The organism is Roseibium alexandrii DFL-11, assembly GCF_000158095.2.
Taxonomy (GTDB): domain Bacteria; phylum Pseudomonadota; class Alphaproteobacteria; order Rhizobiales; family Stappiaceae; genus Roseibium; species Roseibium alexandrii.
The window spans coordinates 1,073,202-1,096,001 of sequence record NZ_CM011002.1 but is presented as its reverse complement, the minus strand read 5'-3'; the positions used below and the strand labels follow the sequence as shown (position 1 = coordinate 1,096,001).

General features: G+C 56.2%; 19 protein-coding genes. 6 read left to right on the top strand and 13 right to left on the bottom strand.

The window, feature by feature from the left end:
- Nucleotides 1-2: 2 nt before the first annotated feature.
- Complete coding sequence (locus SADFL11_RS05110; RefSeq protein WP_134852909.1) at nt 3-905, bottom strand: DMT family transporter; 903 nt, start codon at nt 903-905, stop codon at nt 3-5.
- Nucleotides 906-1,044: 139 nt separating this feature from the next.
- Here SADFL11_RS05110 and SADFL11_RS05105 point away from each other — a divergent pair, with 139 nt between their 5' ends.
- Entirely contained in the window at nt 1,045-1,962 is a 918-nt protein-coding gene (locus tag SADFL11_RS05105; protein WP_008195712.1) for a LysR family transcriptional regulator, read from the top strand.
- Between the two features lie 52 nt (nt 1,963-2,014).
- On the opposite strand, the gene SADFL11_RS05100 is transcribed toward SADFL11_RS05105, so the two are convergent.
- The 3 genes from SADFL11_RS05100 to SADFL11_RS05090 form a co-directional block, all read right to left on the bottom strand.
- The gene (locus SADFL11_RS05100; RefSeq protein ID WP_008195068.1) at nt 2,015-4,570 is read right to left on the bottom strand and encodes an SPOR domain-containing protein; all 2,556 of its coding nucleotides are present in this window, start codon (nt 4,568-4,570) and stop codon (nt 2,015-2,017) included.
- Between the two features lie 72 nt (nt 4,571-4,642).
- Nucleotides 4,643-6,412 (bottom strand): arginine--tRNA ligase, encoded by a 1,770-nt coding sequence (gene argS / locus SADFL11_RS05095; protein ID WP_040450560.1) that lies wholly within the window; start codon nt 6,410-6,412, stop codon nt 4,643-4,645.
- 98 nt (nt 6,413-6,510) lie between these two features.
- Nucleotides 6,511-7,749 (bottom strand): deoxyguanosinetriphosphate triphosphohydrolase, encoded by a 1,239-nt coding sequence (locus SADFL11_RS05090; protein ID WP_008196978.1) that lies wholly within the window; start codon nt 7,747-7,749, stop codon nt 6,511-6,513.
- Nucleotides 7,750-7,878: 129 nt separating this feature from the next.
- Between SADFL11_RS05090 and SADFL11_RS05085 the strand changes: the two genes are divergently transcribed.
- Complete coding sequence (locus tag SADFL11_RS05085) at nt 7,879-8,220, top strand: HesB/IscA family protein (protein ID WP_008194073.1); 342 nt, start codon at nt 7,879-7,881, stop codon at nt 8,218-8,220.
- 135 nt (nt 8,221-8,355) lie between these two features.
- Nucleotides 8,356-9,138 carry an exodeoxyribonuclease III gene (xth, locus tag SADFL11_RS05080; protein ID WP_008189871.1) on the top strand — a complete coding sequence of 261 codons (783 nt, stop codon included), beginning with the start codon at nt 8,356-8,358 and terminating at the stop codon, nt 9,136-9,138.
- A 305-nt stretch (nt 9,139-9,443) separates the two neighbouring features.
- Here xth and SADFL11_RS25205 read toward each other — a convergent pair whose 3' ends face one another.
- Both SADFL11_RS25205 and SADFL11_RS05075 read right to left on the bottom strand, forming a co-directional pair.
- Entirely contained in the window at nt 9,444-9,587 is a 144-nt protein-coding gene (locus SADFL11_RS25205; RefSeq protein WP_008195811.1) for a hypothetical protein, read from the bottom strand.
- Nucleotides 9,588-9,739: 152 nt separating this feature from the next.
- Complete coding sequence (locus SADFL11_RS05075; RefSeq protein WP_228198275.1) at nt 9,740-10,597, bottom strand: tetratricopeptide repeat protein; 858 nt, start codon at nt 10,595-10,597, stop codon at nt 9,740-9,742.
- Nucleotides 10,598-11,193: 596 nt separating this feature from the next.
- Here SADFL11_RS05075 and parE point away from each other — a divergent pair.
- The 3 genes from parE (at nt 11,194) to SADFL11_RS05060 (ending at nt 16,227) form a co-directional block, all read left to right on the top strand.
- Nucleotides 11,194-13,269 carry a DNA topoisomerase IV subunit B gene (gene parE / locus SADFL11_RS05070; RefSeq protein ID WP_008195729.1) on the top strand — a complete coding sequence of 692 codons (2,076 nt, stop codon included), beginning with the start codon at nt 11,194-11,196 and terminating at the stop codon, nt 13,267-13,269.
- A gap of 327 nt (nt 13,270-13,596) precedes the next feature.
- A complete protein-coding gene (locus SADFL11_RS05065; RefSeq protein ID WP_134852908.1) occupies nt 13,597-15,039 on the top strand; it encodes a DEAD/DEAH box helicase in 1,443 nt (480 codons plus the stop codon).
- Nucleotides 15,040-15,165: 126 nt separating this feature from the next.
- Nucleotides 15,166-16,227, top strand: coding sequence for a GGDEF domain-containing protein (locus SADFL11_RS05060; protein WP_050776118.1), 1,062 nt, complete (start codon nt 15,166-15,168; stop codon nt 16,225-16,227).
- Between the two features lie 33 nt (nt 16,228-16,260).
- On the opposite strand, the gene tenA is transcribed toward SADFL11_RS05060, so the two are convergent.
- The 7 genes from tenA to sufB all read right to left on the bottom strand — a co-directional run bounded on the left by tenA (nt 16,261) and on the right by sufB (nt 22,798).
- Nucleotides 16,261-16,923, bottom strand: a complete 663-nt coding sequence (tenA, locus tag SADFL11_RS05055) for a thiaminase II (RefSeq protein ID WP_008191330.1) — start codon at nt 16,921-16,923, stop codon at nt 16,261-16,263.
- Between the two features lie 31 nt (nt 16,924-16,954).
- The gene (sufA, locus tag SADFL11_RS05050) at nt 16,955-17,335 is read right to left on the bottom strand and encodes a Fe-S cluster assembly scaffold SufA (RefSeq protein WP_040450566.1); all 381 of its coding nucleotides are present in this window, start codon (nt 17,333-17,335) and stop codon (nt 16,955-16,957) included.
- A gap of 72 nt (nt 17,336-17,407) precedes the next feature.
- Nucleotides 17,408-17,803 carry an SUF system Fe-S cluster assembly protein gene (locus SADFL11_RS05045; RefSeq protein ID WP_008194066.1) on the bottom strand — a complete coding sequence of 132 codons (396 nt, stop codon included), beginning with the start codon at nt 17,801-17,803 and terminating at the stop codon, nt 17,408-17,410.
- Between the two features lie 12 nt (nt 17,804-17,815).
- On the bottom strand, nt 17,816-19,072 hold the full coding sequence (locus SADFL11_RS05040; RefSeq protein ID WP_008195095.1) for a cysteine desulfurase: 1,257 nt from the start codon (nt 19,070-19,072) through the stop codon (nt 17,816-17,818).
- 105 nt (nt 19,073-19,177) lie between these two features.
- The gene (gene sufD / locus SADFL11_RS05035) at nt 19,178-20,497 is read right to left on the bottom strand and encodes a Fe-S cluster assembly protein SufD (protein ID WP_008196449.1); all 1,320 of its coding nucleotides are present in this window, start codon (nt 20,495-20,497) and stop codon (nt 19,178-19,180) included.
- A 13-nt stretch (nt 20,498-20,510) separates the two neighbouring features.
- Nucleotides 20,511-21,266, bottom strand: a complete 756-nt coding sequence (gene sufC, locus SADFL11_RS05030) for a Fe-S cluster assembly ATPase SufC (RefSeq protein ID WP_008193566.1) — start codon at nt 21,264-21,266, stop codon at nt 20,511-20,513.
- Between the two features lie 59 nt (nt 21,267-21,325).
- Nucleotides 21,326-22,798 carry a Fe-S cluster assembly protein SufB gene (gene sufB / locus SADFL11_RS05025; protein ID WP_008192139.1) on the bottom strand — a complete coding sequence of 491 codons (1,473 nt, stop codon included), beginning with the start codon at nt 22,796-22,798 and terminating at the stop codon, nt 21,326-21,328.
- Nucleotides 22,799-22,800 lie beyond the last annotated feature (2 nt).

The following is a 22,800-nucleotide window of genomic DNA, read 5'->3' as shown; positions in this document are numbered from 1 at the left end:
ACTTACCGGCCAAGGCGCAGGGTCAAGACCGCGCCCCCGGCCAGGATCAGCAGCGCACCGACGAGGGCTTCAGGTCCCGGCACCTCGCCCCAAACGGCATAACCAAACAGCGCCGAAAGAACCACGGTGGCGTAGAAGGCAGGCGCAAGTGTTGCAGCTCCCGCTCTTCGGTAAGCTGAAATATTGAAAGACTGGCCGATAATTGCGAGCGGGCCAAGCCAGGCGAACGCGAGCAGATCACCCATCGCAACACCGTCTTGGGCGATCAGCCAAATCACCGGCACGGCCAGAAACAACGCTGCAAAAACATTCACATAGGCCAGGATCGTAACTGTATCTTCGCGCTGGGCGATATAGCGCATGATCAAGCTTTCCGCCGCCATAAAGAGCGCACTTGCAATCGCTGCTATGGCCCCAGCGAGCGCCATCTCCGAATTCTGAGCTACATTGTCGGCCGATTGAACGACGAGATAGGCGCCGAGCATACTCATAGCTCCCGCAATCCAATGCTTGCCGGTCACCAGCTCTTTCAGGATCAACCCGGCCAGGGCAATCGCGAAGATGCCTTTTGTCAATCCAATCGCTGTCGCATCCGCAAGCGGCATCACGGATGCTGCATAGACCGCACAGGACAAGCCTCCCACACCGCACACCGCCCGCATCAAATGGAGCTTCCATAAGGGACTTATCTGTTTGTGGAGCGGAACTTTCTTCACGCTTGCAATGCACAGAATGGTTGCAGCCCCGCCGGCAAACCGCAGCCAGACGAGAGCAACAATCGGCAACACACCGCCTGCAAGTTTCCCGGCCGCAAAAATCGGCGTGAAGGCTGACATGCCCAGGAGCGCCAGAAACAGTGCCGCAGGGATGTTTTCGCGCTGGCCTATGGCGGCAGTTGGTATCACGGCGAAGGCTCCAGTTCGTGTACTTGATGATTGGGTACTACCACTCAGGAGTCTCTCAAAACAGATACCAGATCCTCATGCACACTATGCGAATACGCATAACATTGCGCTTATTTAGGCGAATACGTATACTACCGTCATGAATTGGGATGATCTTAAACTCGTGGATGCTGCGGCCCGGGCGCGGTCTTTATCCGGTGCTGCCAAGGCTTTGGATATCAGTCAGCCGCAACTCAGCCGGCGCTTGAAAGCATTCGAGGACCGCGTCGGAGCCCGGCTGTTTGACAGAACACCTTCAGGCCTCAAGCCCACCGAAGCAGGGCTGCGGCTAATTCCACTTGCCGCAGACATGCGCCAACGTGCGGATGCTGCAGCACGCATTATGCCGGATCTGGCAGGTGCTTCGCTCAGGGTCGTTCGTGTTGCCGTCGATGAGGTGCGCGCCCGCGTCCTGACGGATATGTATCCCCTTCTGGACGACCGGCTCAAAGACATTGAGCTTGAGCTGATCTCCAGCCACAGCCATGTCGATCATCAAAGCCGCAGCATCGAATTGCAGATCAGAAACTGCCTGCCGGAGACCGATACGCTGATTGCCCGGAAAATCGGAGATCTCGCTTACGGCGTCTATGCAAGCAAAACCTATGCTGCGGCACACCCATCTGTTTTTGAAGAAGCCCGGTACACAGCGTGCAGTTGGCTTGGATTTACGCCGGACGACCTCTGGTATCCGGCCCATAACCGCTGGCTCGCAGAACGCCTGCCGGCGCCTCCGAGGCTGCGCACGAACACCATGACCACTATGATGAACATGATCGCGAGCGGATCCGGCCTCGGATTGCTTCCAGTCTTCATGGGCGACCGGCATCCAGATCTCTTACGGGTCATGGGGCCTTTGCCGGAACTCACCAATCCGGAGCATATCATCGTTCACCGCGATGTCCGGCGTGAACCTGCCGTCCGTCTGGCGATCGACGCTATTTCGGATGTTTACCGTCATATGACCCCGCACCTTTTGGGCTTGCAGAGCCAAGTCAAGATGACTGCAGCCGAATAAAAAACGGCCGGAAAACCCGGCCATTCTAATCGTTGTATTGGTGTGCTTTGGTCTATTGCCTGCGGACGAAACAGTCGCCGCCAGCGCCTTGCAGCTGCTCACACAACCGGATGGCTTCGTCACGCGATCCAGTGGGGATACGGGCCCGGTAGAAGACCCCCCGATCGCCGAGGTCAGCCGCCACAATCACAGCATTCACATTTCCGATAATCGACGGGTACCGACGTTGCAGCGACGAATAGGCATCGCTCGCAGCCGACGCTGAGCGCTGAGACGTCACCTGAACGATATACGTTCCGGCCGGTATGGACCCGGCGCCAGCAGTTGTTGCGGCAGATGCCGTGGTCGTGACGGGTGCCGATGCTGGCTGAGACAGGTTCAGTGGACCATTGTTCTGCGTTGCCGGTGCAGGATTTGTGGCAGCTGCAGGTGCTTGCGCAACTTGCACAGGCGCAGCTGGTTTCTTACGCGGCAGGACAGTCGGAACAGGACCTGCAGACTCTTCAACCGGCGCAGCAGGTTCTGCTGCAGCAACAATTGCGGGCGTGCTCGGTGCCGGCGTTGCAGGCTGAGGCGTTGCGGCAGCCGGTTCCGGCGAAGGTGTTGCTGTTATCGGCTGTGTTGCAACAACACGGGGCTCAGCTGGCGCAGGGGCTGCCGGTTGTGCGGTACCAGTCGCGGCTGAGGCCGCATCATCACCCGACACGATCGTTCCGTCCGGGCGCACAACAACCGTGCGGACCCGCTTGGTTGCCCCCGGAACGAGTTCCGCACCGGATTGAACACCGGCCGGTGCCGGCGGCAAGGAGGCAGGCTCTGGTGTTTCCGGCCGCGCGAGTTGTGTCGGCGCATTTTCGTTGCGGCCATCGACGCGATCGTAAATCAGTTTAGCGGACTGATTGTTGCCGCCAGACGGATCCTGCTCTTCCGGGAAAATCTTTAGCGGCTCTTGGAGGCCGCTGATTACCGGTGGCGGACCATCTGGAACTGCAATCGTGTCGGTATCCAGGAAGAAGAACCCGACAGCGCCAAGTGCAGCAACGCCCAGGACACCAGCAGCAACAAAGATGCCGCGGCGAGAACGTTCTTCTGCATGTGGAACCGCAGCCTGCTCTGCCCGGGAGTGCGGCGGCAAAACCCCGCTGCCCTTCAAGGTTGGGTCACTCTCCTGCATCGCACGTGCGACAGCATCAAGATCATAACCTTCTGGCGGCGGCGGTGTGTCATCATCGCCAAGGTCGCGAACAGCATCTGCAGCTGCCGGCCAGACCATGTCGTCGATGTCATCAGCTGTCTGTCGACCGGGAACCGGAGCCTCGGCAGCATAACTTGCCGCAGTGGCCGTTGTTTCGGCCGACGTTTGTGCCGCGGCACGCTCAGATGAATTATCTGCCGCGCTTTGTTGACGAGCCCGGTCGTCCCGTTCCGGAAAATCGAGATCTGCCAGAAGCGTATCGATCCCGGCGATCGATTGCTGACTGTCCTCCGATGCCTGAGGCTTACTCTCAGCAGCCGCACCACCTTGTGGCGTGGTTAGGGCAGCAAACAGATCATCTTCGTTGATTGCCGGTCGTTGCGGCGCCGGGGCGGACGGCGAATAGCCCTCAGGCCGAATATCCTGTGCTGGACGGTCAAAAGCCTGCATGGGTGGAGCGGTTTCCGGACCGAATGCCGGGCCCAGATCGCCCGTGCGGCTTAGGGTATCATCCGGCGTATCTGTATCCGGATAGTTTTCGGAACGCGCCGGAGCCGGTGTTTGGCTGTAGCTTGCCGTGTGCGCTTGGTACCCACCAGAATAGTAGCTCGAGTCCGTAGCCGGCGACTGGGTTTGCGATGGAGTGTGCGGCTCCGGCGAATTGCGCGCGGGCGCAGCGCTCTGACCGAACTCCTGTACTTCGGGCGGATCGATGGTCTGACGCAGGGCGCCCTTCAGCTCATCCTCAAGTTCAGCGGTCAAATTCTGTTCAAGATCATTGGCAACAGAAGCTGCCAAACCTGCTCCAAAATCACGTCCAATATTGACAGCCGGTCCGCGCGGTTCAGGCGGAGACGACGGTTGGAAAGCTGGTTGCGCTAACTCTGAAACTGGCGGTGTCGGCACAGATGGTGCCGGGCGGTTCATCGCACTTGCAGCGGTGGCTTCAATCGTATCCAGCTGCGGCACCTGAGGCCAGTCAGGCACATTGCCTGCGGCGACCGCCTGCGATTGATAGCCCGGTGCAGACGCTTCAGAAGGCCGCACAACATCCGTAGCTGCATAGGACCCAGTTTCACGAGTGGGCTGCGGAGCATCAAAACGCGGCTGTTCGTTCGACCGCGTGTCGCCGGACAGAGGAATTTCCCGGGATTGCCCGACGCCGAATGCGGGTTCCTGGCGCGTTGGATTGGGATCTGCAGCGGGTTTCGGTTCACTCGCGAAATCATCCAAGTCTGCGAAATAGTCTGTGCTTCCAACCCGGCCGCTGCTCACCGGCGCCCCCAATTGCTTGTTATTATGAACAATGCGCGCCAATTCAATCAGCGGATCTTCACCAGACGGCCGGTTTCCCCCGGACGGTGCCGGGGTCTCTGCCGCATCTGGCCGCTTTTTGTCGTATTCGTCTGACATGAGCGCTCTAAAGAACCGGTTTCGTTACGCTACGTTTTAACAACATACCCTGATCACTGCTCACAAGGCATATCAGCGCATTTCCTCAGGAGCTTGTACACCGAGAATCGCCAAGCCTGACGAAAGTACCAAGGATACTGCACGAACCAAAGCAACACGCGCTACGGTTAATTTCGTGTTACTAGAATCAATAAAACGTAAATGAGGCAATTCCTTGCCTCTATTCCAGTGACCGTGCAGTGAACTTGCAAGTTCATGCAGGTAAAACGCGATTCTATGCGGCTCATGAGTGTCGGCCGCCGCCTCGACAACTTTTGGCCACTCGGCCATTTTGCCGATCAATTCAAGCTCACCGGTGTCATCAAGCAGGGAATAGTCGGCACTCGCGAGCACAGAATCACCCAAATCTTGCCCGGACAGCTCTTCTGCGGCCTGCCTCAAAACAGAACAGCAACGCGCATGACCATATTGAACATAAAAGACCGGATTGTCCTTGGACTGCTCCGTCACCTTCTTGAAGTCAAAGTCGAGCGGTGCATCGTTCTTCCGGAACAACATCATGAACCGGACCGGATCCGATCCCACTTCGTCGACCACTTCGCGCAAAGTAATGAAATCACCGGACCGCTTTGACATTTTCACCGGCGCGCCGTCACGCATCAGCTTCACAAGCTGGCAAAAGCGGACAATGACTTCCGTATCACCGCCGGAGACAGCCTTGCCGACTGCCTGCAAGCGTTTGGCGTAGCCGCCGTGGTCCGCGCCAAGAACGTAAATCGCTTCCTTGAAGCCGCGCTTGAACTTGTCCTCGAAATACGCAACGTCGGCAGCAAAATACGTGTAGGACCCGTCAGATTTTTTCAGCGCCCGATCGGTATCGTCTCCATAGTCGCTCGCCCTGAAAAGTGTCTGTTCGCGGTCTTCCCAGTCTTCCGGGACCTGGCCCTTGGGCGGCGGGAGCGTGCCTTCATACACAAGACCCTTGGCCCGCAGACCATCGAGCATGTGATCAATCTTTGACCCGTTGCTGTCACTACGCTCATGGAGAGATCGTTCGGAGAAAAAGACCTCGTGCTCAACACCAAGTGCGGCGAGATCCGAGCGGATCAATTCCAGCATGGCTGAGATGGCACGTTCCTTGACCTTCGGGAGCCAGTCGGCTTCGTCCTGATCGCGCAGATCACTGCCGAATTCGTCTTTCAGCGCCACGCCAACCGGGACGAGGTAATCTCCGGGATATAGGCCTGCCGGAATCTCGCCGATGTCTTCGCCGAGTGCCTCGCGATAACGCAGAAAGGCGCTGCGGGCGAGCGTGTCGATCTGAGAGCCTGCATCGTTGATGTAGTACTCCTTGACCACTTCATTGCCGGCAAATTCCAGCAAATTTGCAAGCGCATCGCCAACCACTGCACCGCGAATATGTCCGACATGCATTGGGCCGGTCGGATTCGCGGAGACATACTCGACATTCACCTTGGAAGGGTCAGCGGTCTTCGTACCGCCATAACCAAGGCCTTCCGCAAGAATGCGCCCGAGTATCTTCTGCCAGACACTTTGGGCGACCCGTAGATTGATAAACCCGGGACCTGCGACCGTGGTTTCCGTGATTTCCGGGTCTTTCGAGAGTTCGACAACCAGACGCTCTGCCAGATCACGCGGCTTCATGCCGAGCGGCTTTGCAAGAACCATTGCAGCGTTGGTTGCAAAGTCGCCATGAGCCGGATCCCGAGGTGCCTCGACGACAACGCGGGACAGATCTGGCGCATTGCCGTCCGGTCCTTCTAATTCAAGCGCTTCGAGACATTTTTTCACGCGTCGCGTGAACTCGGCAAAGATGTTCATTCAGGCACCGGTCAGGGTTGATACTTCAAACACAACGGCCCCGCACGCGCCAACGGGAAAGCCTCTGGCGCGGCGGGGATCCGATTTTGACCTTGCGCCTACCCCAAATCCGGTGTGTCGTCAAACAGTCTGCGGTGTTCTTCGATCGCATAACGATCTGTCATGCCAGCAATATAGTCGCATACACGCCGCGCTTTGCTGGTATCGTCAAGGCTATCCAAGCCCCTGTCCCAAGGGGCCGGCATCAGGTTCGGCTCGGCAAGAAGGCGCGCAAACAGATCTCTGACGACACGGGCAACAAGGCGGCGGACAGACAAAACATCTTCATGGCGGTAAACACGCGCAAACAAGAAACGTTTCACTTCCTTTTCGGCCGCGATCATGGATGGTGAAAACCCGACCAGGCATTTTCCGGCAGTACGCACATCCTCCACGTTTTGCGGATCTAACTCGCTGATATTGAGGACGCCTTCCTGTATAACATCTTCCACCATCCGGGTGATACTGCGGCGGACGATCTCGTGGATCCGCCGTGTTTCTTCAAGGCCCGGATACTTGTGGTCCACTTCGGCAAGGATATCAGCCAGAAAGGGAACTTCCCGCATGTCGTCGATTGCGAACAGACCAGCCCGAAGTCCATCGTCAAGATCATGCGCGTCGTAGGCGATGTCATCTGCAATCGCTGCCGCCTGAGCCTCACCACTCGGCCAGGTTCCGAGCATGAGATCCTGCTGTCTTTGGTACTCCCGGATCGCAAAGGGCAACTCACCGTCTTTGAACTTGCCGAGCGGTGCGCCGGCATCATCGACCAGTGGGCCATTGTGCTTCACGAGCCCTTCCAGGGTCTCCCAGGCGAGATTCAGGCCATCGAACTCCGCATATCGATGCTCCAGATGCGTAACGACCCGCAGGGACTGGGCATTGTGATCAAAGCCGCCATACGGAGCCATGCATTCATGCATGACATCCTCGCCTTCATGGCCGAAAGGCGTGTGTCCAAGATCGTGTGCAAGTGCAAGACACTCTGCGAGATCCTCATCCAGCCTAAGTGCACGGGCGAGCGAGCGGGCGATTTGCGAAACCTCAATCGTGTGCGTCAAACGCGTGCGGAAGTGATCTCCCTCATGATACACAAACACCTGTGTCTTGTGCTTGAGGCGCCGGAAGGCCGAAGAATGGATGATCCGGTCCCGATCCCGCTGAAAAGGGGTCCGGGTCGGGCTTTCAGGCTCCGGAAAAAGACGACCTCGGCTTTTGAAAGGGTTTTGAGCATAGACTGCAAGGGATTGCGCCCCATACCCGATGTCTGCCTGGATTTTCTTCCAATTGTCGTTCACTGCCCGTCCCCTTGAATAACGCACCGGTACTGGCCCAGTTATTGACGCTTGCGCTTCGAGATCTTAACTATCGGGTTAAGTCAATTTTGTCGCGCTATCATTGGCGCCGACACAGCGAGTCCGTAGAAGATGACCGAAACGCTTGAAAATCGAGTAACAGTCAGTGATCGCGCTGCCAAGCGCATTGCCAAGATTTTGTCGGGAGAGGCTTCCGGCAGCATGCTGCGCGTCAGCGTGGAAGGCGGCGGATGCTCGGGCCTGCAATACAAATACGATGTGGTCGGCGCACAAGAAGACGATGATCTGGTTATCGAGAAACTCGGCGCGACAGTGCTGATCGATTCCATCTCTTTGCAATATATGGGCGGATCAGAGATCGACTTCGTCGACGATCTGATCGGTCAGGCCTTCCAGATTAACAATCCGCACGCGGTTGCCGGTTGCGGCTGCGGCACAAGCTTTACGATCTAAAGGCCTGCCTGAACCAAGCTTTTGGCTCAAAGACCGATCTGGTTGAATGCTAATGGCTGGGCATATTTTCAGAACGTGGGCGACAAACAATCTCCTTCGCATATGATGCGGCGCAGAGAGCGGCGGAGACTAGCAATGAAAATTGCCACCTGGAACATTAACGGCGTCAAGGCACGGCTGGAAACAGTGCAGGAATGGCTGAAAGAAGCCTCGCCCGATGTTGCGTGTTTTCAGGAGATCAAGTCGGTCGACGAAAACTTTCCCCGCCAGCCATTTGAAGATCTCGGCTACAACGTGGAAACCCATGGGCAAAAAGGCTTCAATGGCGTCGCCATCCTCTCAAAAACACCACTGGAAGACGTTGAACGGCGACTTCCAGGAAACGACGACGACGAACAGGCGCGTTATATCGAAGCAACGGTGACGCACGGAGACGGCGTTGTCCGCTTTGGCTGCCTGTATCTGCCCAACGGCAACCCGCTTGGGACCGAAAAATTTCCTTACAAACTCGGCTGGATGGACCGATTGCTGGTTCATGCTGAAAAACGGCTTGCGGAAGAAGTGCCCTTCATTCTCCTGGGCGACTACAATGTCATCCCGGATCCGGTCGATGCGAAGAATCCGGAAAACTGGACGGACGATGCCCTGTTTCAGCCCGAAAGCCGTCAGAAATTCCGCGCGCTTACGCATCTTGGCATGACCGAAGCCATCCGCGCCTGCACCGAAGCTCCAGAAACATTCACCTTCTGGGACTATCAGGCCGGAGCCTGGCAGAAAAACAACGGTATCCGCATTGATCACATTTTGATGTCACCGCAAGCGAACGACAAAATGCTCGGCTGCGGAATCGACAAACATGTTCGCGGCTGGGAAAAGCCGTCCGACCATGTTCCCGTGTGGGTTACACTCGCAGCCTGAACACCGATGCCCCCCGCGCCTTTGTATCCACTGCATTGAAGACATTGGCTGGTCTATGCCGTTTGCGATCCTTCGCCGGCATGCTATGTTTTCAGTAATGGGATAAAGGACCAAGGCCACTGGCCCGCACCGGCGAAAAGCGGGTATTTCTCCTGGCGCAGCTTCAAGCTGCGCTCCCCAAATCTCTTTGCCGCGTTGACTGCGACGCTCTTGTCGAGCGGATCCTTATACGTTTCAACTGAAGCTCAAGCCCAAGACACGGCCAAACCGAACGTGCCCTGCACGTGCCGATATCAGGGTGAGGACTACAGCATCGGCGACTCCATCTGCTTGTCCAGCGGCTCAAGCCCGAAAATGGCGACATGTTCGATGGTTCTGAACAACACGTCCTGGAAGATGAGCAACGCTCCCTGCCCGCAAGCTCTGGAGATTCCTGAGGTATCGCGCATTCAACAGGCGTCACCGGACGATTTGGCGGATACACCGATCCTTTGATTGATCGTGATTGGTCGCCGCCTGCAGAAAACATGCGTTTTTATCTTCATAACGACAGCGCTGTGTGTCTGGTGGGTTTCACGCGGTCAAAGCCGCATTGCGCAAATTACTGCGTTGGAACCTGCTGAGCCGTCAGCATATCCGGACGGTTGTTTTCAATCCATGTTTCAGCCAACGACCGTGCTTGTGCACGAACCGGTTCCGGCGCGACTGCAAAATACTGTTCATGCAGGTTGTTGATCCAGGTTGTATCCTGGCCGGTGGCTTGTTTACGGGCAACAGTCAACCACATCAAAGCACGAGCTTTTTTCTTGTCTGAAGATCCAAGAGAGTAAAGCGTTTCGCCGAGCTTGGCCTGAGCACCGACATGGCCTTTGAGCGCAGCCAGATTATACCAGCGCACCGCCATCCGGCTGTTGGTCTCCCGGTACATTTCACCAAGATGAAACTGGGCAGCTGCATCGCCATAATAAGATGCTGCGTGGGTGAAGATCCTGCGGGCTTGTCCTTCATCTTTGATGACGGTGCCGTCAATGCCGTTCAGGTAATAGGAGCCAAGTGCTACGAAGGCGCTGGAAACAAACGGTGCGTCCGGCGAATCCGGGCTGTCATTGCCATGATCCCGGACGATCTGGCTATAGTATTGAAAGGCCTTGTAGTCGTCTTCCTGAACACCGTCGCCCTTGGCGTACATATCACCAAGCTTCCAGGCAGCCATGGTCTGCCCGTTTTCTGCCGCGTATTTCAAAGACGAGATCGCTGCTGTTTTATCGCCGGAATAATACTGGCGGGCACCAGTGCGCAGAGCTTCATTGGGCGACATGGTCGACGGATTGATCGGTCCGGGCGCCGCCGGCTGGCCGTCAAACGCCTGGGACGGCACTGTTGCCATCATCAAGGCGAGCGCGCCGATGATGGCCCCACCGACGCTTAAGTGCTGACGATGTGTCTTCTTGCTGTACATCCCGTTCACACTATTCTCCCGCGAACGATATTCATCGTCACGGGCACATATCCCATTCATCTGTTACACCAAGCTGATGCTTGAATGTTTGACACCTCACCATGCGTCTTGAAACGATTGCGCGATGTCCCAAATGTGAGCGATCAATCTGGCCTTAGTTGGGCTGCTCGCCCTGCCCCAGCAAAACCGCCGTAACGCATTGAACCATCGCGCAACCTGGCATCCGTATTCGTGCCGAGCGCTGCGTGTTGATCCACTCGTGTACCGCAATCATGGCCGAACATGGGCATCAAGCGGTTCCATAAAGGCACCGCAATACTTTGCCGCCAAGTGTTGCTGAATAGGCACAATTTGCCGCCCCTCCTCAAACCCAATCGAAACACACGCAGGTTGACGATCGGTTTCCATATCTTCAAAACGGCTCCAGCAATGCCAATTAGCGTCAACGCTGGGGAAAACGGGGGCTTCAGGCCAATTTCCTTGGCTGTTCTATGTTTGTACTTCAAACTGACGCATGATTCGGTGTAGGACCAGCGAATTCACATGCGCGGTCAGCACAGCAATAGAAAAACCAGGTACCCATCGGGCGATACGCAATGAGCGGAAAAGACGATCTTTTTGCAGGCAATGCAGCTGTTTCCAATCCAGTAGGGTCGGAACCAGCACCAGCACCCAAGCCTGCGCCAACGCCTGTTGCGGATCTCTCTGAGGCGCGAAAGAAGTCACAAGCTGCTGCCGAGTACAGCGACTATTCAGCTGCCGATATTGAAGTCCTGGAAGGCTTGGAGCCCGTTCGCAGACGTCCGGGTATGTATATTGGCGGCACGGACGAAAAGGCCCTCCACCACCTTTTTGCAGAAGTCATCGACAACTCAATGGATGAGGCTGTTGCGGGACACGCCACCTGGATCGATGTCTCTCTTGGTGCAGATGGCTATTTGAACATCACGGACAACGGCCGCGGCATCCCGGTCGATCCGCATCCGAAGTTCAAAGACAAGTCGGCTCTGGAAGTCATCATGACGACCCTGCACGCCGGCGGAAAATTTGACAGCAAAGTCTATGAAACGTCCGGCGGATTGCACGGCGTTGGCGTGTCTGTCGTTAATGCCCTGTCGGACGAACTGGTTGTGGAGGTGGCCCGAAGCCGCAAGCTCTATCGTCAGATCTTTCGTCGCGGTCATCCCCAAGGACCGTTGGAGCATATTGGCGACACGCAAAACCGCCGCGGCACAATGGTCCGCTTCAAACCGGACGAGATGATTTTCGGCAAGGGTGCGAAATTCCAGCCGGCACGCTTGCTCAAGATGGCGCGCTCGAAAGCCTATCTTTTTGGCGGCGTGGAAATCCGTTGGCACTGCGCTCCGGAGTTGCTTTCAGAAAAGGACGAAACCCCGGCGGAGGCTGTATTCCACTTCCCCGGCGGCTTGCGGGACTTTCTGAAAGAGCGCCTCGGCAAGGAACGGCCGGTTGTCGATGAGGTTTTTTCCGGCCGGACCGACAAGACCGGCAAACACGGGGCGGTCGAATGGGCCGTCAGCTGGTTCGCAGGGGATGGTTTCATTAACTCCTACTGCAACACGGTTCCTACCCCGGAAGGCGGAACCCACGAAGCGGGCTTCCGTTATGCCCTGCTGCGCGGTCTGAAAGCCTACGGCGAGCTGGTCAACAACAAGAAAGCTTCGATCATTACCGGCGATGATGTCATGACATCTGCTGGCGGGATGCTATCGGTCTTCATCCGGGAACCCGAGTTTGTCGGCCAGACCAAAGACAAACTGGCGACCAACGAAGCGACACGTGTTGCCGAGACGGCCGTTCGCGATGCCTTTGATCACTGGCTGACCGCCTCGCCCAATCAAGCCAACAAACTTCTGGAATGGGTAATCGACCGTGCCGAGGAACGCCTTCGGCGCCGCCAGGAAAAAGACGTTGCCCGCAAGACGGCCGTGCGCAAACTTCGTCTCCCCGGAAAGCTCGCGGATTGCTCGACCAGTCAGTCGGAAGGAACGGAACTCTTCATCGTTGAGGGGGACTCGGCGGGCGGCTCTGCAAAACAGGCGCGAAACCGCTCCAACCAGGCCATTTTACCGCTGCGCGGCAAGATCCTGAACGTCGCCAATGCAGGCCGCGACAAGCTGGTCGCCAATCAGCAGCTCGCGGACCTCATTCAAGCGCTCGGCTGCGGGACTCGCTCCAGCTACGCCGAAAAAGATCTGCGCTACGAAAGAATCGTCATCATGACTGATGCGGACGTGGACGGCGCGCACATCGCCTCTCTGTTGATCACGTTCTTCTATCGCGAGATGCCGGAACTGATACGCGGCGGTCATCTCTATCTTGCGGTGCCGCCGCTTTATCGCCTAAGCCAAGGCGGAAAGACGCTTTACGCACGCGACGACATGCACAAGGACGAACTCTTGGCGACCGTCTTCAAAGGCAAATCGAAGGTTGAAATCGGCCGCTTCAAGGGTCTTGGCGAAATGCTGCCGGCGCAGCTGAAGGAAACGACCATGGATCCGTCCAAACGGTCGCTTCTTAAGGTCCGCGTTGATGAGCTCGCAATTGCGGACACCAACGATACGGTCGAACGGCTCATGGGCAACAAACCTGAAGCTCGTTTCCGGTTCATCCAGGACAATGCGGAATTCGCCGACGACCTTGATATATAGCGCATTTCCGCATGGATCCCAATCAATTCAACAGGTTACCGGTTTGCCGGCAACTGGCGTTCATTTGTCTCAAATGCCGATGAAATCATGTGATGCTGAAGTTTTATGCGTATGATCACTCATAAAACACATTTAATCGCGCATGATTTATGTCCAACCATTAACTGAGTTGGCAAAACCACCAGAGAATTACTGAACATTTCTGATATTTAACCTCGCCAATGCATTGACTCACCAGCGAACAAATGTAGGGTGTGGCCAAATCGGCGAAGGGCGGTTCAAAACGAACCGCTGCCATCAAATCACATCATTCGGGCAAAGTGCTCCATGTCATTTAATACTCTCGGTCTTAGCGAGAAGGTCCTCGCTGCAGTTGATGCGGCAGGTTACAAAGATCCAACAGCTATCCAGGCGGGTGCCATACCTCAAGTTCTGGAACGGCGCGATGTCCTCGGCATTGCACAGACCGGGACCGGGAAGACTGCCAGCTTCACTTTGCCAATGCTGACCCTGCTTGAAAAAGGACGTGCCCGGGCCCGTATGCCGCGCACGCTGATCCTGGAGCCGACGCGCGAACTGGCCGCTCAGGTCCAGGAAAACTTCGAGAGATACGGCACGAACCACAAGCTGAACGTAGCCCTCTTGATTGGCGGCGTCTCCTTTGCCGAGCAGGACAAGAAACTCGATCGCGGTACCGACGTGCTGATCGCAACGCCTGGCCGCCTGCTGGATCATTTCGAGCGCGGCAAGCTGCTCCTCCAAGGCGTCGAAATCCTAGTGATCGATGAAGCTGACCGTATGCTCGACATGGGCTTCATTCCGGACATCGAGCGGATCTGCAAACTGATCCCGTTCACGCGGCAGACCCTGTTCTTCTCTGCAACGATGCCACCGGAAATTCAGCGGTTGACCGAAACGTTCTTGCAAAACCCTGCAAGGATCGAAGTGGCTCCTACCTCCTCGACGGCAGAAAATGTTACGCAGCAGCTGAAGGCTGCTGGCGGCAAAGATTACGATAAACGTGTCGCCTTGCGCGAACTTCTGGAAGGTGCTGAAGACCTTCAGAACGCGATTGTATTCTGTAACCGCAAGCGCGATATTTCAACGCTGTTCCGGTCGCTCGAGCGCCACGAGTATAATGTTGGCGCCCTGCATGGCGACATGGACCAGCGCACTCGCATGATGATGCTGGAAAACTTCCGGAAAGGCGCGATCAAGTTGCTCGTTGCAAGTGATGTAGCTGCCCGCGGCCTGGACATCCCGGAAGTCAGTCATGTCTTTCACTACGATGTTCCGATTAATGCGGAAGACTACGTTCACCGTATCGGTAGGACGGGACGCGCTGGCCGCAGCGGCACAGCATATACGCTTGTAACGGAAAGCGATCAGAAGTATTTGCGCGCGATCGAAGAGCTGACAAACCAGTCAATTGAATGGGTCGGCGAATCGATTGACTTTGAAGCTGCCGCAGCGGAACGCAAAGCCAAGCGCCGTTCCTCAAAAACTTCCAAGGCAGATTCCAGCAACGATAACGACGCAGCTCAGAGCAAACCAGCGCCGAAAAAACGGGGCCAGTCACGCCGGAAAACCGAAGAACCTGCCCCTGAATCTCCAGTTGAAGAAACACGCCCAACTAACCGAGTTCAAAAGATTTCTCAGAAACCAGCGAACAAGCCGCAAAAGCAGGACAATAACGCGCCAGCCTTCAGCGAAGGTGTGCATATTCCAGCGTTCCTGCTTCGGGACCCACGGGCGAAAAAAGCGTCCTGATCCCCAATTAATGGGAAACCTAATTATATATTTAACTCGTCCTTAAACGTTACGTCAGATTTTGGATGTCGGGAATTCGGGCCGTGTGGGGTGGCCACCGAAGAAGACTTGACTGAGAGAAGATTGATGTCGGATAAGGACGATCATATCAGGACCATCGGATACGGTGAGTCCGCGATCGGGTACATAAGGAAAAACACCTTACCCGCTTATCCGCGATCTTATGAACTCTGGTACACATATTCCGCCGGATACAATCAGGGCCTAAACCGGGCAATCAACGAAGCGGTAAAAGACAATGGCCGGATCAGCACCGATGAAATGCTGTCTCTCTATGGCCGGTTCTTATCCCCTACCCGATTGGGAGACCGGCTCGATGATGTTGGTTCGAAAGTCTCTCGCGAAGTCGAAGAAATAGTCGAGACCCTCAAGCTGAGCGCTGATGCGACCTCGGACTATGGTGCCGCACTAGAACAGGCCGGTATGAAGATTGCCGGCATCTCCGATCCCGATAAGTTGAAGCTTTATGTGACCCATTTGGTAAAATCGACCCAGAATGCGGTTGCCTCTAATCGGAAGCTGGAAAGCCAGCTGCTGGAATCAAAAAAGCACATTGAGAACCTGCAGTCCTCCCTTGAGGCGATCCGCTATGAGTCTCTGATAGATGAGCTGACAACCCTCAACAATCGCAAACACTTCGATAATTCGCTCGAGAAAGTTATACGGAACTCTATAGAGAGTGGCCGCGGGTTTGCGTTGTTGATGACGGATATCGATCATTTCAAGAAATTCAACGATACCTACGGTCACCAGACGGGCGATCAGGTTTTGCGCCTCGTGGCCTTGTCCGTGAAACAGAATATATCAAGCCAAGACGTCGCATGCAGATACGGCGGCGAAGAGTTCGCGATCATCCTGCCGCATGCAGCACTCGACGAAGCTGTTGAAGTGGCTGAAAAAATCCGGGCAGCTGTGATGGCCAAAGAACTTGTCAAACGTTCAACAGGCGAAAACCTTGGTCGCATTACAATTTCTGCCGGAGTTGCCGCCTACAATCCGGACGACAATGAGCACACCATTGTCTCGCGTGCTGATGAAGCAATGTATGCGGCCAAAAACGCTGGCCGTAACCTTGTGAAAACCGAAAACGATCTTGAAGTGAAAGAAAATCAGGAAAACGTCGCCTGACGGCTGATGATCTCCTGAAAATCTCTCTGGGACCTAATCTGCAGCGTCCAATCCCATCTGCCAGAAATCAGCTTCCAGTCGGCTTGCCTTTTCGAACATGGACAAAAGCCGCGCATACCGTGCTTCGGTCAGATAGACGTCCCCAGTCTCGTCAATCCAGTTGGCAAAACCCTTGGCCAGATCCTGATAGGCATCACTGCCATATTCCTCGATCCAGCGGCTGTAAGGATTGCCATCGGTGGCCGCTCCCGCATTCCTCAGCGCTGACCCGATTTCCGCGTAACCGATCACACATGGTGCGAGTGCCGCTTGCAGGTCCAGAAGATCGCCCGACATGCCCGCATCCAGAACAAAGCGCGTGTATGCCATAGTAGGCGTATTTTCTGGGGCACTTTCAATATCTTCGCGTGTCATGCCCCAGGAGCCACAAAGCTCCAGATGGAGGTCCAGTTCAACATCCAGGATGGCCTTAACGCCCTCCAGCGACTGGCGCATATCCCCAACGGTCGGGCTCTTGTAAATCCCGAGTGCGTAGGCACGCGCAAACTGGATCAGAAACAGATAGTCCTGAACCAGATAATGCTTGAAAGCGCTGAGCGGGAGATCCCCCTTGCCAAGCTGGCGAACGAACTCGTGGTCCACATAGGACGCCCACTGCGGGGCCGCATCGGCCTTCAGCCGCTCAAACAACTTCACGCTATCACCTGAGATATTGGAGTGTGGTCAATCAGTTCCGCGCATGTGCGCTGAGGTCCGCTGCCTGAAGAGACACGGATTCGCCGCAGCCGCAGGCGGACACTTCATTCGGGTTCTTGAAGACGAAGCCGGACCGGAACTTGGTCACTTCAAAGTCCATCTCCGTTCCGAGCAGGAACAGCACTGCGGACGGGTCGACAAAGATCTTTGCGCCTTTGTCTTCGATCACATCATCGCCGGGGCTCGCCTCTTCGACGAGATCCATGGCGTATTCCATGCCGGCGCAGCCGCCTTTTTTGATGCCGACACGCAAACCCAATGCTGGCTTGTCCGCGTTATCGACAAGCTCGCAGACCCGTTCGGCAGCGGCATCGGTCAGTGTCATGACCTGGAATTTTGAGGCAGAAGCCATTACGTCCTCTCAAGCAGTCTCAGGAGTTTAACCTGATATAGGAACTCAGCTTAAGGATACAAAGGAAAGAACTCAATACCAGTTGAGTGCGACCTTGGCCTCATCGGACATGCGATCCGGCGTCCAGGGCGGATCAAAGACCATGTCGACAGCCACCGGGCCAACACCGGCAACCGAGGCAACAGCGTTCTCAACCCAGCCCGGCATTTCACCGGCCACAGGGCAACCGGGCGCTGTGAGGGTCATATCGATGTTGATCGACCGGTCATCATCGATATCGACCTTGTAGATCAGGCCGAGTTCATAGATGTCACACGGAATTTCTGGATCGTAGACGGTTTTGAGAGCACCGATGATGTCCGTCGTCAGGCGGTCGAGTTCGGCCGGAGAGATCGCGCTTTGGGCGCTGACCTCAGCCTGGAGCTCTTCACCAGCTGCATTCGTGTCGATCGTGGTTGCGTTATCCATGTCCGTCGGTCCTTACCCGAAGAAGCTCTGCGCCTTTACGAGCGCTTCATACAGCGCGTCAACTTCATCGCGCGTATTGTACATTCCAAAACTTGCCCGGCATGTGGAGGTTACACCATATTTTGCCAAGAGGGGCTGAGCGCAATGTGTGCCCGCACGGACCGCCACGCCAGACCGATCAATGATCGTTGAGACATCATGAGCGTGGGCCCCCTCGATCTCAAATGAGATGATGGCCCCCTTCCCCGGTGCATCGCCGAAAATCCGGAGCGAGTTGATCTGGCGGAGTTTTTCATGTGCGTAGATTTTCAGATCTTCCTCATGGCGCGCAATGTTCTCGCGGCCAATGGAATCCATGTAGTCCAGCGCAGCACCAAGACCAATCGCCTGAACGATCGGCGGAGTGCCGGCCTCAAACCGGTGCGGCGGAGCGTTGTAGGTCGCATCATCCTCGGTCACATCGAGGATCATTTCGCCGCCGCCCTGGAACGGACGCAGCGCTTCCAGACGTTCCGGCTTGCCGTAGAGCACGCCAATGCCTGACGGGCCGTACACCTTGTGTCCTGTGAAAACGTAGTAGTCGCAACCAATGTCCTGAACATCGACCGGCATATGCACGGCTGCCTGACTGCCGTCCACGAGGACTTGAATGCCGCGCTCATGCGCGATTTCACAGATCTCCTTGACCGGAACCACGGTTCCAAGGACGTTGGACATATGCGTGATCGCGACAAGCTTGGTCCGGTCGGTCAACGCGTCCTTGAACGCGTCCAGATCAAACGAGCCATCCTCACGGACATAGACCCACTTCAGCTTTGCTCCGTGCCGCTCCCGGTGGAAGTGCCAGGGCACGATGTTGGAGTGGTGCTCCATGATCGACAGAACGATCTCATCGCCTTCTGCGAAGAATTTCCCGCCAAGCCCATAGGCAACGAGATTGATCGCTTCGGTGGTCGACTTGGTGAAAACAATATTGTCGACAGAACCAGCGTTCAGGAAACGGCGAACCTTTTCCCGCGCCGCTTCGAAGTTGTCAGTCGCCGTATTGGACAGGTAATGCAGGCCCCGGTGGACGTTGGCGTATTCATGGCTATACGCCTTGGTCACCGCATCGATCACCGCCTGAGGTTTTTGCGCCGAGGCGCCATTGTCGAGATAAACCAGCGGCTTTCCATAGACCTCGCGCGCAAGGATCGGGAAATCCTTGCGGATCGCCTCAACATCGTATGCCGTCGATATCATGGTCTCTTGTGCGGTTGCGACCGTCATGCGGCGCTGCTCCTTATTCCAAATTTCCTTTCCCGCAGAGATGCTTCATCACCCGGCGGAAAACAAGAGTGTGCGCGGATTTGCCCAACCCGCGCAACCACATCATCAGTGACCGGCAAGCCAGTCGCGGACCCGCTGTTCCAGACCTTCCGTCACATCATCCTCGCCATACTCTTCAATGGCTTCGGAGAGGAAGGCAAGAACGAGAAGTGTCTTGGCTTCGTCTTCCGGGATGCCGCGGGCACGGAGGTAGAACAGAAGATCTTCATCGATTTGGCCGCTGGTCGCACCATGGGCACACAGAACGTCATCAGCGAAGATTTCCAGCTCCGGCTTGTTCGCCATTTCCGCTGTTTCAGACAGAAGCAGCGCCTGGGTCATCATTTCGCCGTCGGTCTTCTGGGCATGCGGTGCCACATTGATCCGGCCCTGATAGACACCCCGTGCTTCGCCATCGAGCACAGTTTTAAAGAACTCGCGGCTGTTACAATGCGGTACGGCGTGATCGACGATCAGTGTCTGGTCGGCAAGATCAGAACCTCCCGCCATCGAAACACCGTAGATCTTGGCCTCGGAATTCTCACCTGTGAAGTTGATGAACTGCTGGTTCCGAACGAATTGCGGCCCTGCGATGAAGCCGAGAGACTTGAACTCAGCCTCGGCTCCAAGCGTTGCAATCGTCGTCAGAAGACGCGCAGCTTCGGTCTTTCCGGCAATCAACCGAGTTGCTGCAACAGATGCATTGTCTGCAACGTGATAGTCAAACACGGTGTTGATCTCACCGGCACCGGTGTCGCCTGAAAAGCTCTCCAGAACACGCAGCTTGGCGCCCTTGCCAACCGTGATCTTGTTGCGGACCACCTGTGCTCCGGTTGCAGTTGCCAGCTGAACCAGCTCAAGCGGTTTGGAGACTTCCGCGCCGTCCTTCACGGTGACAACCACACCGCCTTGAACAAAGGCCGTGTTGAGCGCAACCAAACCGTCATTCGGTCCGGTTTTAGGCGACTTCAGCAGCTGTGCGCCCTCGTCACCGGACAGTGCATCCGCGAGATTGGAGACTGTGACACCTTCTGCAGCAAGTGCATCAATGTCCGACAGCTCTGCAACAAAACTGCCGTTGGCCACAACGATCTTGAAACGATCCAGATCTCCGAAAGTCTCGGAGGCCTCCAGAACGCCTTTGACGGCGGCACTGTCAGCAGCGGTTGCCAGTGGTGCAGCAGACTTCATGAAGGCGCGCAGATCGGAGTATTTGTACTCCTCAACGCGGCGGTGCGGCAGGCCCTTGTTCTTGATCTGACCAAGCGCGGATTCGCGGAGGGCTGATACAGCAACGGAGCCTGAAAGTGCGCTCTTGGCCGCGTCGTATCGGTCGATCAGGTCACTTTCGGCCTGGGTGTTCCTGATGGGTGCATTTGCGTTCATGTCGCGGCTCCTATCAAGCGGCTGCGTTGATGATGTCAGCGTAACCGTTTTTCTCCAGTTCAAGCGCCAGGTTCTTGTCGCCTGTCTTCACGATCTTGCCTTTGGACAAGACGTGGACAACATCGGGGACAATGTGATCCAGCAGACGCTGATAGTGCGTGATCACGACCATGGCCCGGTCCGGACCGCGCAGCTTGTTGACGCCTTCGGAGACGATGCGCAGAGCATCAATGTCGAGGCCGGAATCGGTCTCGTCGAGCACGCACAGTTTCGGCTCCAGAAGAGACATTTGAAGGATTTCAGCACGCTTCTTCTCACCGCCGGAAAAACCAACGTTGAGCGGGCGCTTCAGCATGTCCATGGAGACGTTCAGGTGAGCCGCTGCTTCCTTGACACGCTTCATGAAGTCCGGAATGGACAGAGTGTCTTCGCCGCGCGCCTTCCGCTGCGCGTTCATCGCTGTCTTCAGGAATTCCATGGTCGCAACACCCGGTATTTCGATCGGGTACTGGAACGCCAGGAACATGCCGGCCGCCGCCCGCTCGTCCGGCTCCATGTCGAGCATGTTTTCACCGTTGAACAGGATCTCGCCTTCGGTGACTTCATAGTCGTCCTTGCCAGCCAGGATGTAGGACAGCGTGGACTTGCCGGAGCCGTTCGGGCCCATGATGGCGTGAACTTCACCGGCGTTGACGGTCAGGTCGATGCCGCGCAGGATTTCTGTCTCGTCTTCCGCGATGCGGGCGTGCAGGTTTTTGATCTCAAGCATTGAGATGGTCCTTGTCATTCAAAGGGCAGTCGTCGCCCAAACCAATTTTTCAGGCGGGCTTAGCCCACAGATCCTTCAAGGCTGATCGAGATCAGCTTTTGAGCTTCAACGGCAAATTCCATCGGCAGCTGCTGGATGACGTCCTTGACGAAGCCATTGACGATCAGCGCCACCGCTTCTTCTTCGTTCATCCCGCGTTGCAGGCAGTAAAACATCTGGTCGTCCGAAATCTTCGAGGTTGTGGCCTCGTGCTCGAACTGCGCCGTTGCGTTCTTGCTCTCGATATACGGCACCGTATGCGCACCGCAGTCCTGCCCGATCAGCAAGCTGTCACACTGGGTGAAGTTCCGGGCATTGGATGCCTTGCGGTGGGCTGAGATCAGACCACGGTAGGTGTTTTCCGACTTGCCGGCGGAAATGCCCTTGGAGATCACCCGGCTCGATGTGTTCTTGCCGAGGTGGATCATCTTGGTGCCGCTGTCGATCTGCTGGTGGCCGTTGGACACCGCAATGGAGTAGAACTCACCGCGGGAGTTGTCGCCGCGCAGAATGCAGGACGGGTACTTCCAGGTGATCGCAGAGCCGGTCTCGACCTGGGTCCAGGAGATCTTGGAGTTCTTGCCGCGGCAATCGCCCCGCTTGGTGACGAAGTTGTAGATGCCGCCCTTGCCGTCCTTGTCGCCCGGGAACCAGTTCTGAACTGTGGAGTACTTGATCTCCGCATCGTCCAACGCAATCAGTTCCACGACCGCCGCGTGCAGCTGGTTCTCATCGCGCTGCGGGGCCGTACAGCCTTCCAGATAGGAAACGTAGGAGCCCTTGTCGGCAATGATCAGCGTGCGCTCGAACTGACCTGTGTTCTGCTCGTTGATGCGGAAGTAGGTCGACAGCTCCATCGGGCAGCGCACGCCCTCCGGGATGTATACGAAGGATCCATCGGAGAAAACGGCCGAGTTCAGCGTCGCATAATAGTTGTCGGTCACCGGAACCACGGATCCGATGTATTTCTTCACAAGGTCCGGATACTCGCGCATCGCTTCGGAAATGGAGCAGAAAATGACGCCGGCCTTCTTCAGCTCCTCCTTGAAAGTCGTGACAACAGAAACTGAATCGAAGACAGCGTCGACAGCGACCCGGTTTTCAGGCGCAACACCTGCCAGGATCTCTTGTTCGCGCAGCGGAATACCGAGCTTCTCGTAGGTTTCAAGGAGTTCCGGATCAACTTCGTCCAGGCTCTTTGGTCCCTCGACGGACTTCGGCGCTGCCCAATAGTAAAGCTCGTCAAAGTCGATCTTCGGATAGGAGACGCGCGCCCAATCCGGCTCGTCCATCTGCTGGAAGCGGCGCAGAGCGTCAAGACGCCACTCCGTCATCCACTCGGGTTCGTCTTTTTTCGCCGACAGGAACCGGACGGTTTCCTCGGACAGACCCTTGGCACCCTTTTCCGACTCGATATCGGTTACAAAGCCGTATTTATACTGGTCAACATCGATGGCTTTCACCTGGTCGATGGTTTCCTGTACAGCTGGCATCG

What these genes read in the sequence shown, in the direction of transcription:
- SADFL11_RS05105 (WP_008195712.1), top strand. Translation starts at nt 1,045, where the DNA reads ATGAATTGGGATGATCTTAAACTCGTGGATGCTGCGGCCCGGGCGCGG.
- SADFL11_RS05100 (WP_008195068.1), bottom strand. Translation starts at nt 4,570, where the DNA reads ATGTCAGACGAATACGACAAAAAGCGGCCAGATGCGGCAGAGACCCCG.
- argS (WP_040450560.1), bottom strand. Translation starts at nt 6,412, where the DNA reads ATGAACATCTTTGCCGAGTTCACGCGACGCGTGAAAAAATGTCTCGAA.
- SADFL11_RS05085 (WP_008194073.1), top strand. Translation starts at nt 7,879, where the DNA reads ATGACCGAAACGCTTGAAAATCGAGTAACAGTCAGTGATCGCGCTGCC.
- xth (WP_008189871.1), top strand. Translation starts at nt 8,356, where the DNA reads ATGAAAATTGCCACCTGGAACATTAACGGCGTCAAGGCACGGCTGGAA.
- SADFL11_RS25205 (WP_008195811.1), bottom strand. Translation starts at nt 9,587, where the DNA reads ATGCGCGATACCTCAGGAATCTCCAGAGCTTGCGGGCAGGGAGCGTTG.
- SADFL11_RS05075 (WP_228198275.1), bottom strand. Translation starts at nt 10,597, where the DNA reads ATGTACAGCAAGAAGACACATCGTCAGCACTTAAGCGTCGGTGGGGCC.
- parE (WP_008195729.1), top strand. Translation starts at nt 11,194, where the DNA reads ATGAGCGGAAAAGACGATCTTTTTGCAGGCAATGCAGCTGTTTCCAAT.
- SADFL11_RS05065 (WP_134852908.1), top strand. Translation starts at nt 13,597, where the DNA reads ATGTCATTTAATACTCTCGGTCTTAGCGAGAAGGTCCTCGCTGCAGTT.
- SADFL11_RS05060 (WP_050776118.1), top strand. Translation starts at nt 15,166, where the DNA reads ATGTCGGATAAGGACGATCATATCAGGACCATCGGATACGGTGAGTCC.
- sufA (WP_040450566.1), bottom strand. Translation starts at nt 17,335, where the DNA reads ATGGCTTCTGCCTCAAAATTCCAGGTCATGACACTGACCGATGCCGCT.
- SADFL11_RS05045 (WP_008194066.1), bottom strand. Translation starts at nt 17,803, where the DNA reads ATGGATAACGCAACCACGATCGACACGAATGCAGCTGGTGAAGAGCTC.
- SADFL11_RS05040 (WP_008195095.1), bottom strand. Translation starts at nt 19,072, where the DNA reads ATGACGGTCGCAACCGCACAAGAGACCATGATATCGACGGCATACGAT.
- sufD (WP_008196449.1), bottom strand. Translation starts at nt 20,497, where the DNA reads ATGAACGCAAATGCACCCATCAGGAACACCCAGGCCGAAAGTGACCTG.
- sufC (WP_008193566.1), bottom strand. Translation starts at nt 21,266, where the DNA reads ATGCTTGAGATCAAAAACCTGCACGCCCGCATCGCGGAAGACGAGACA.
- sufB (WP_008192139.1), bottom strand. Translation starts at nt 22,798, where the DNA reads ATGCCAGCTGTACAGGAAACCATCGACCAGGTGAAAGCCATCGATGTT.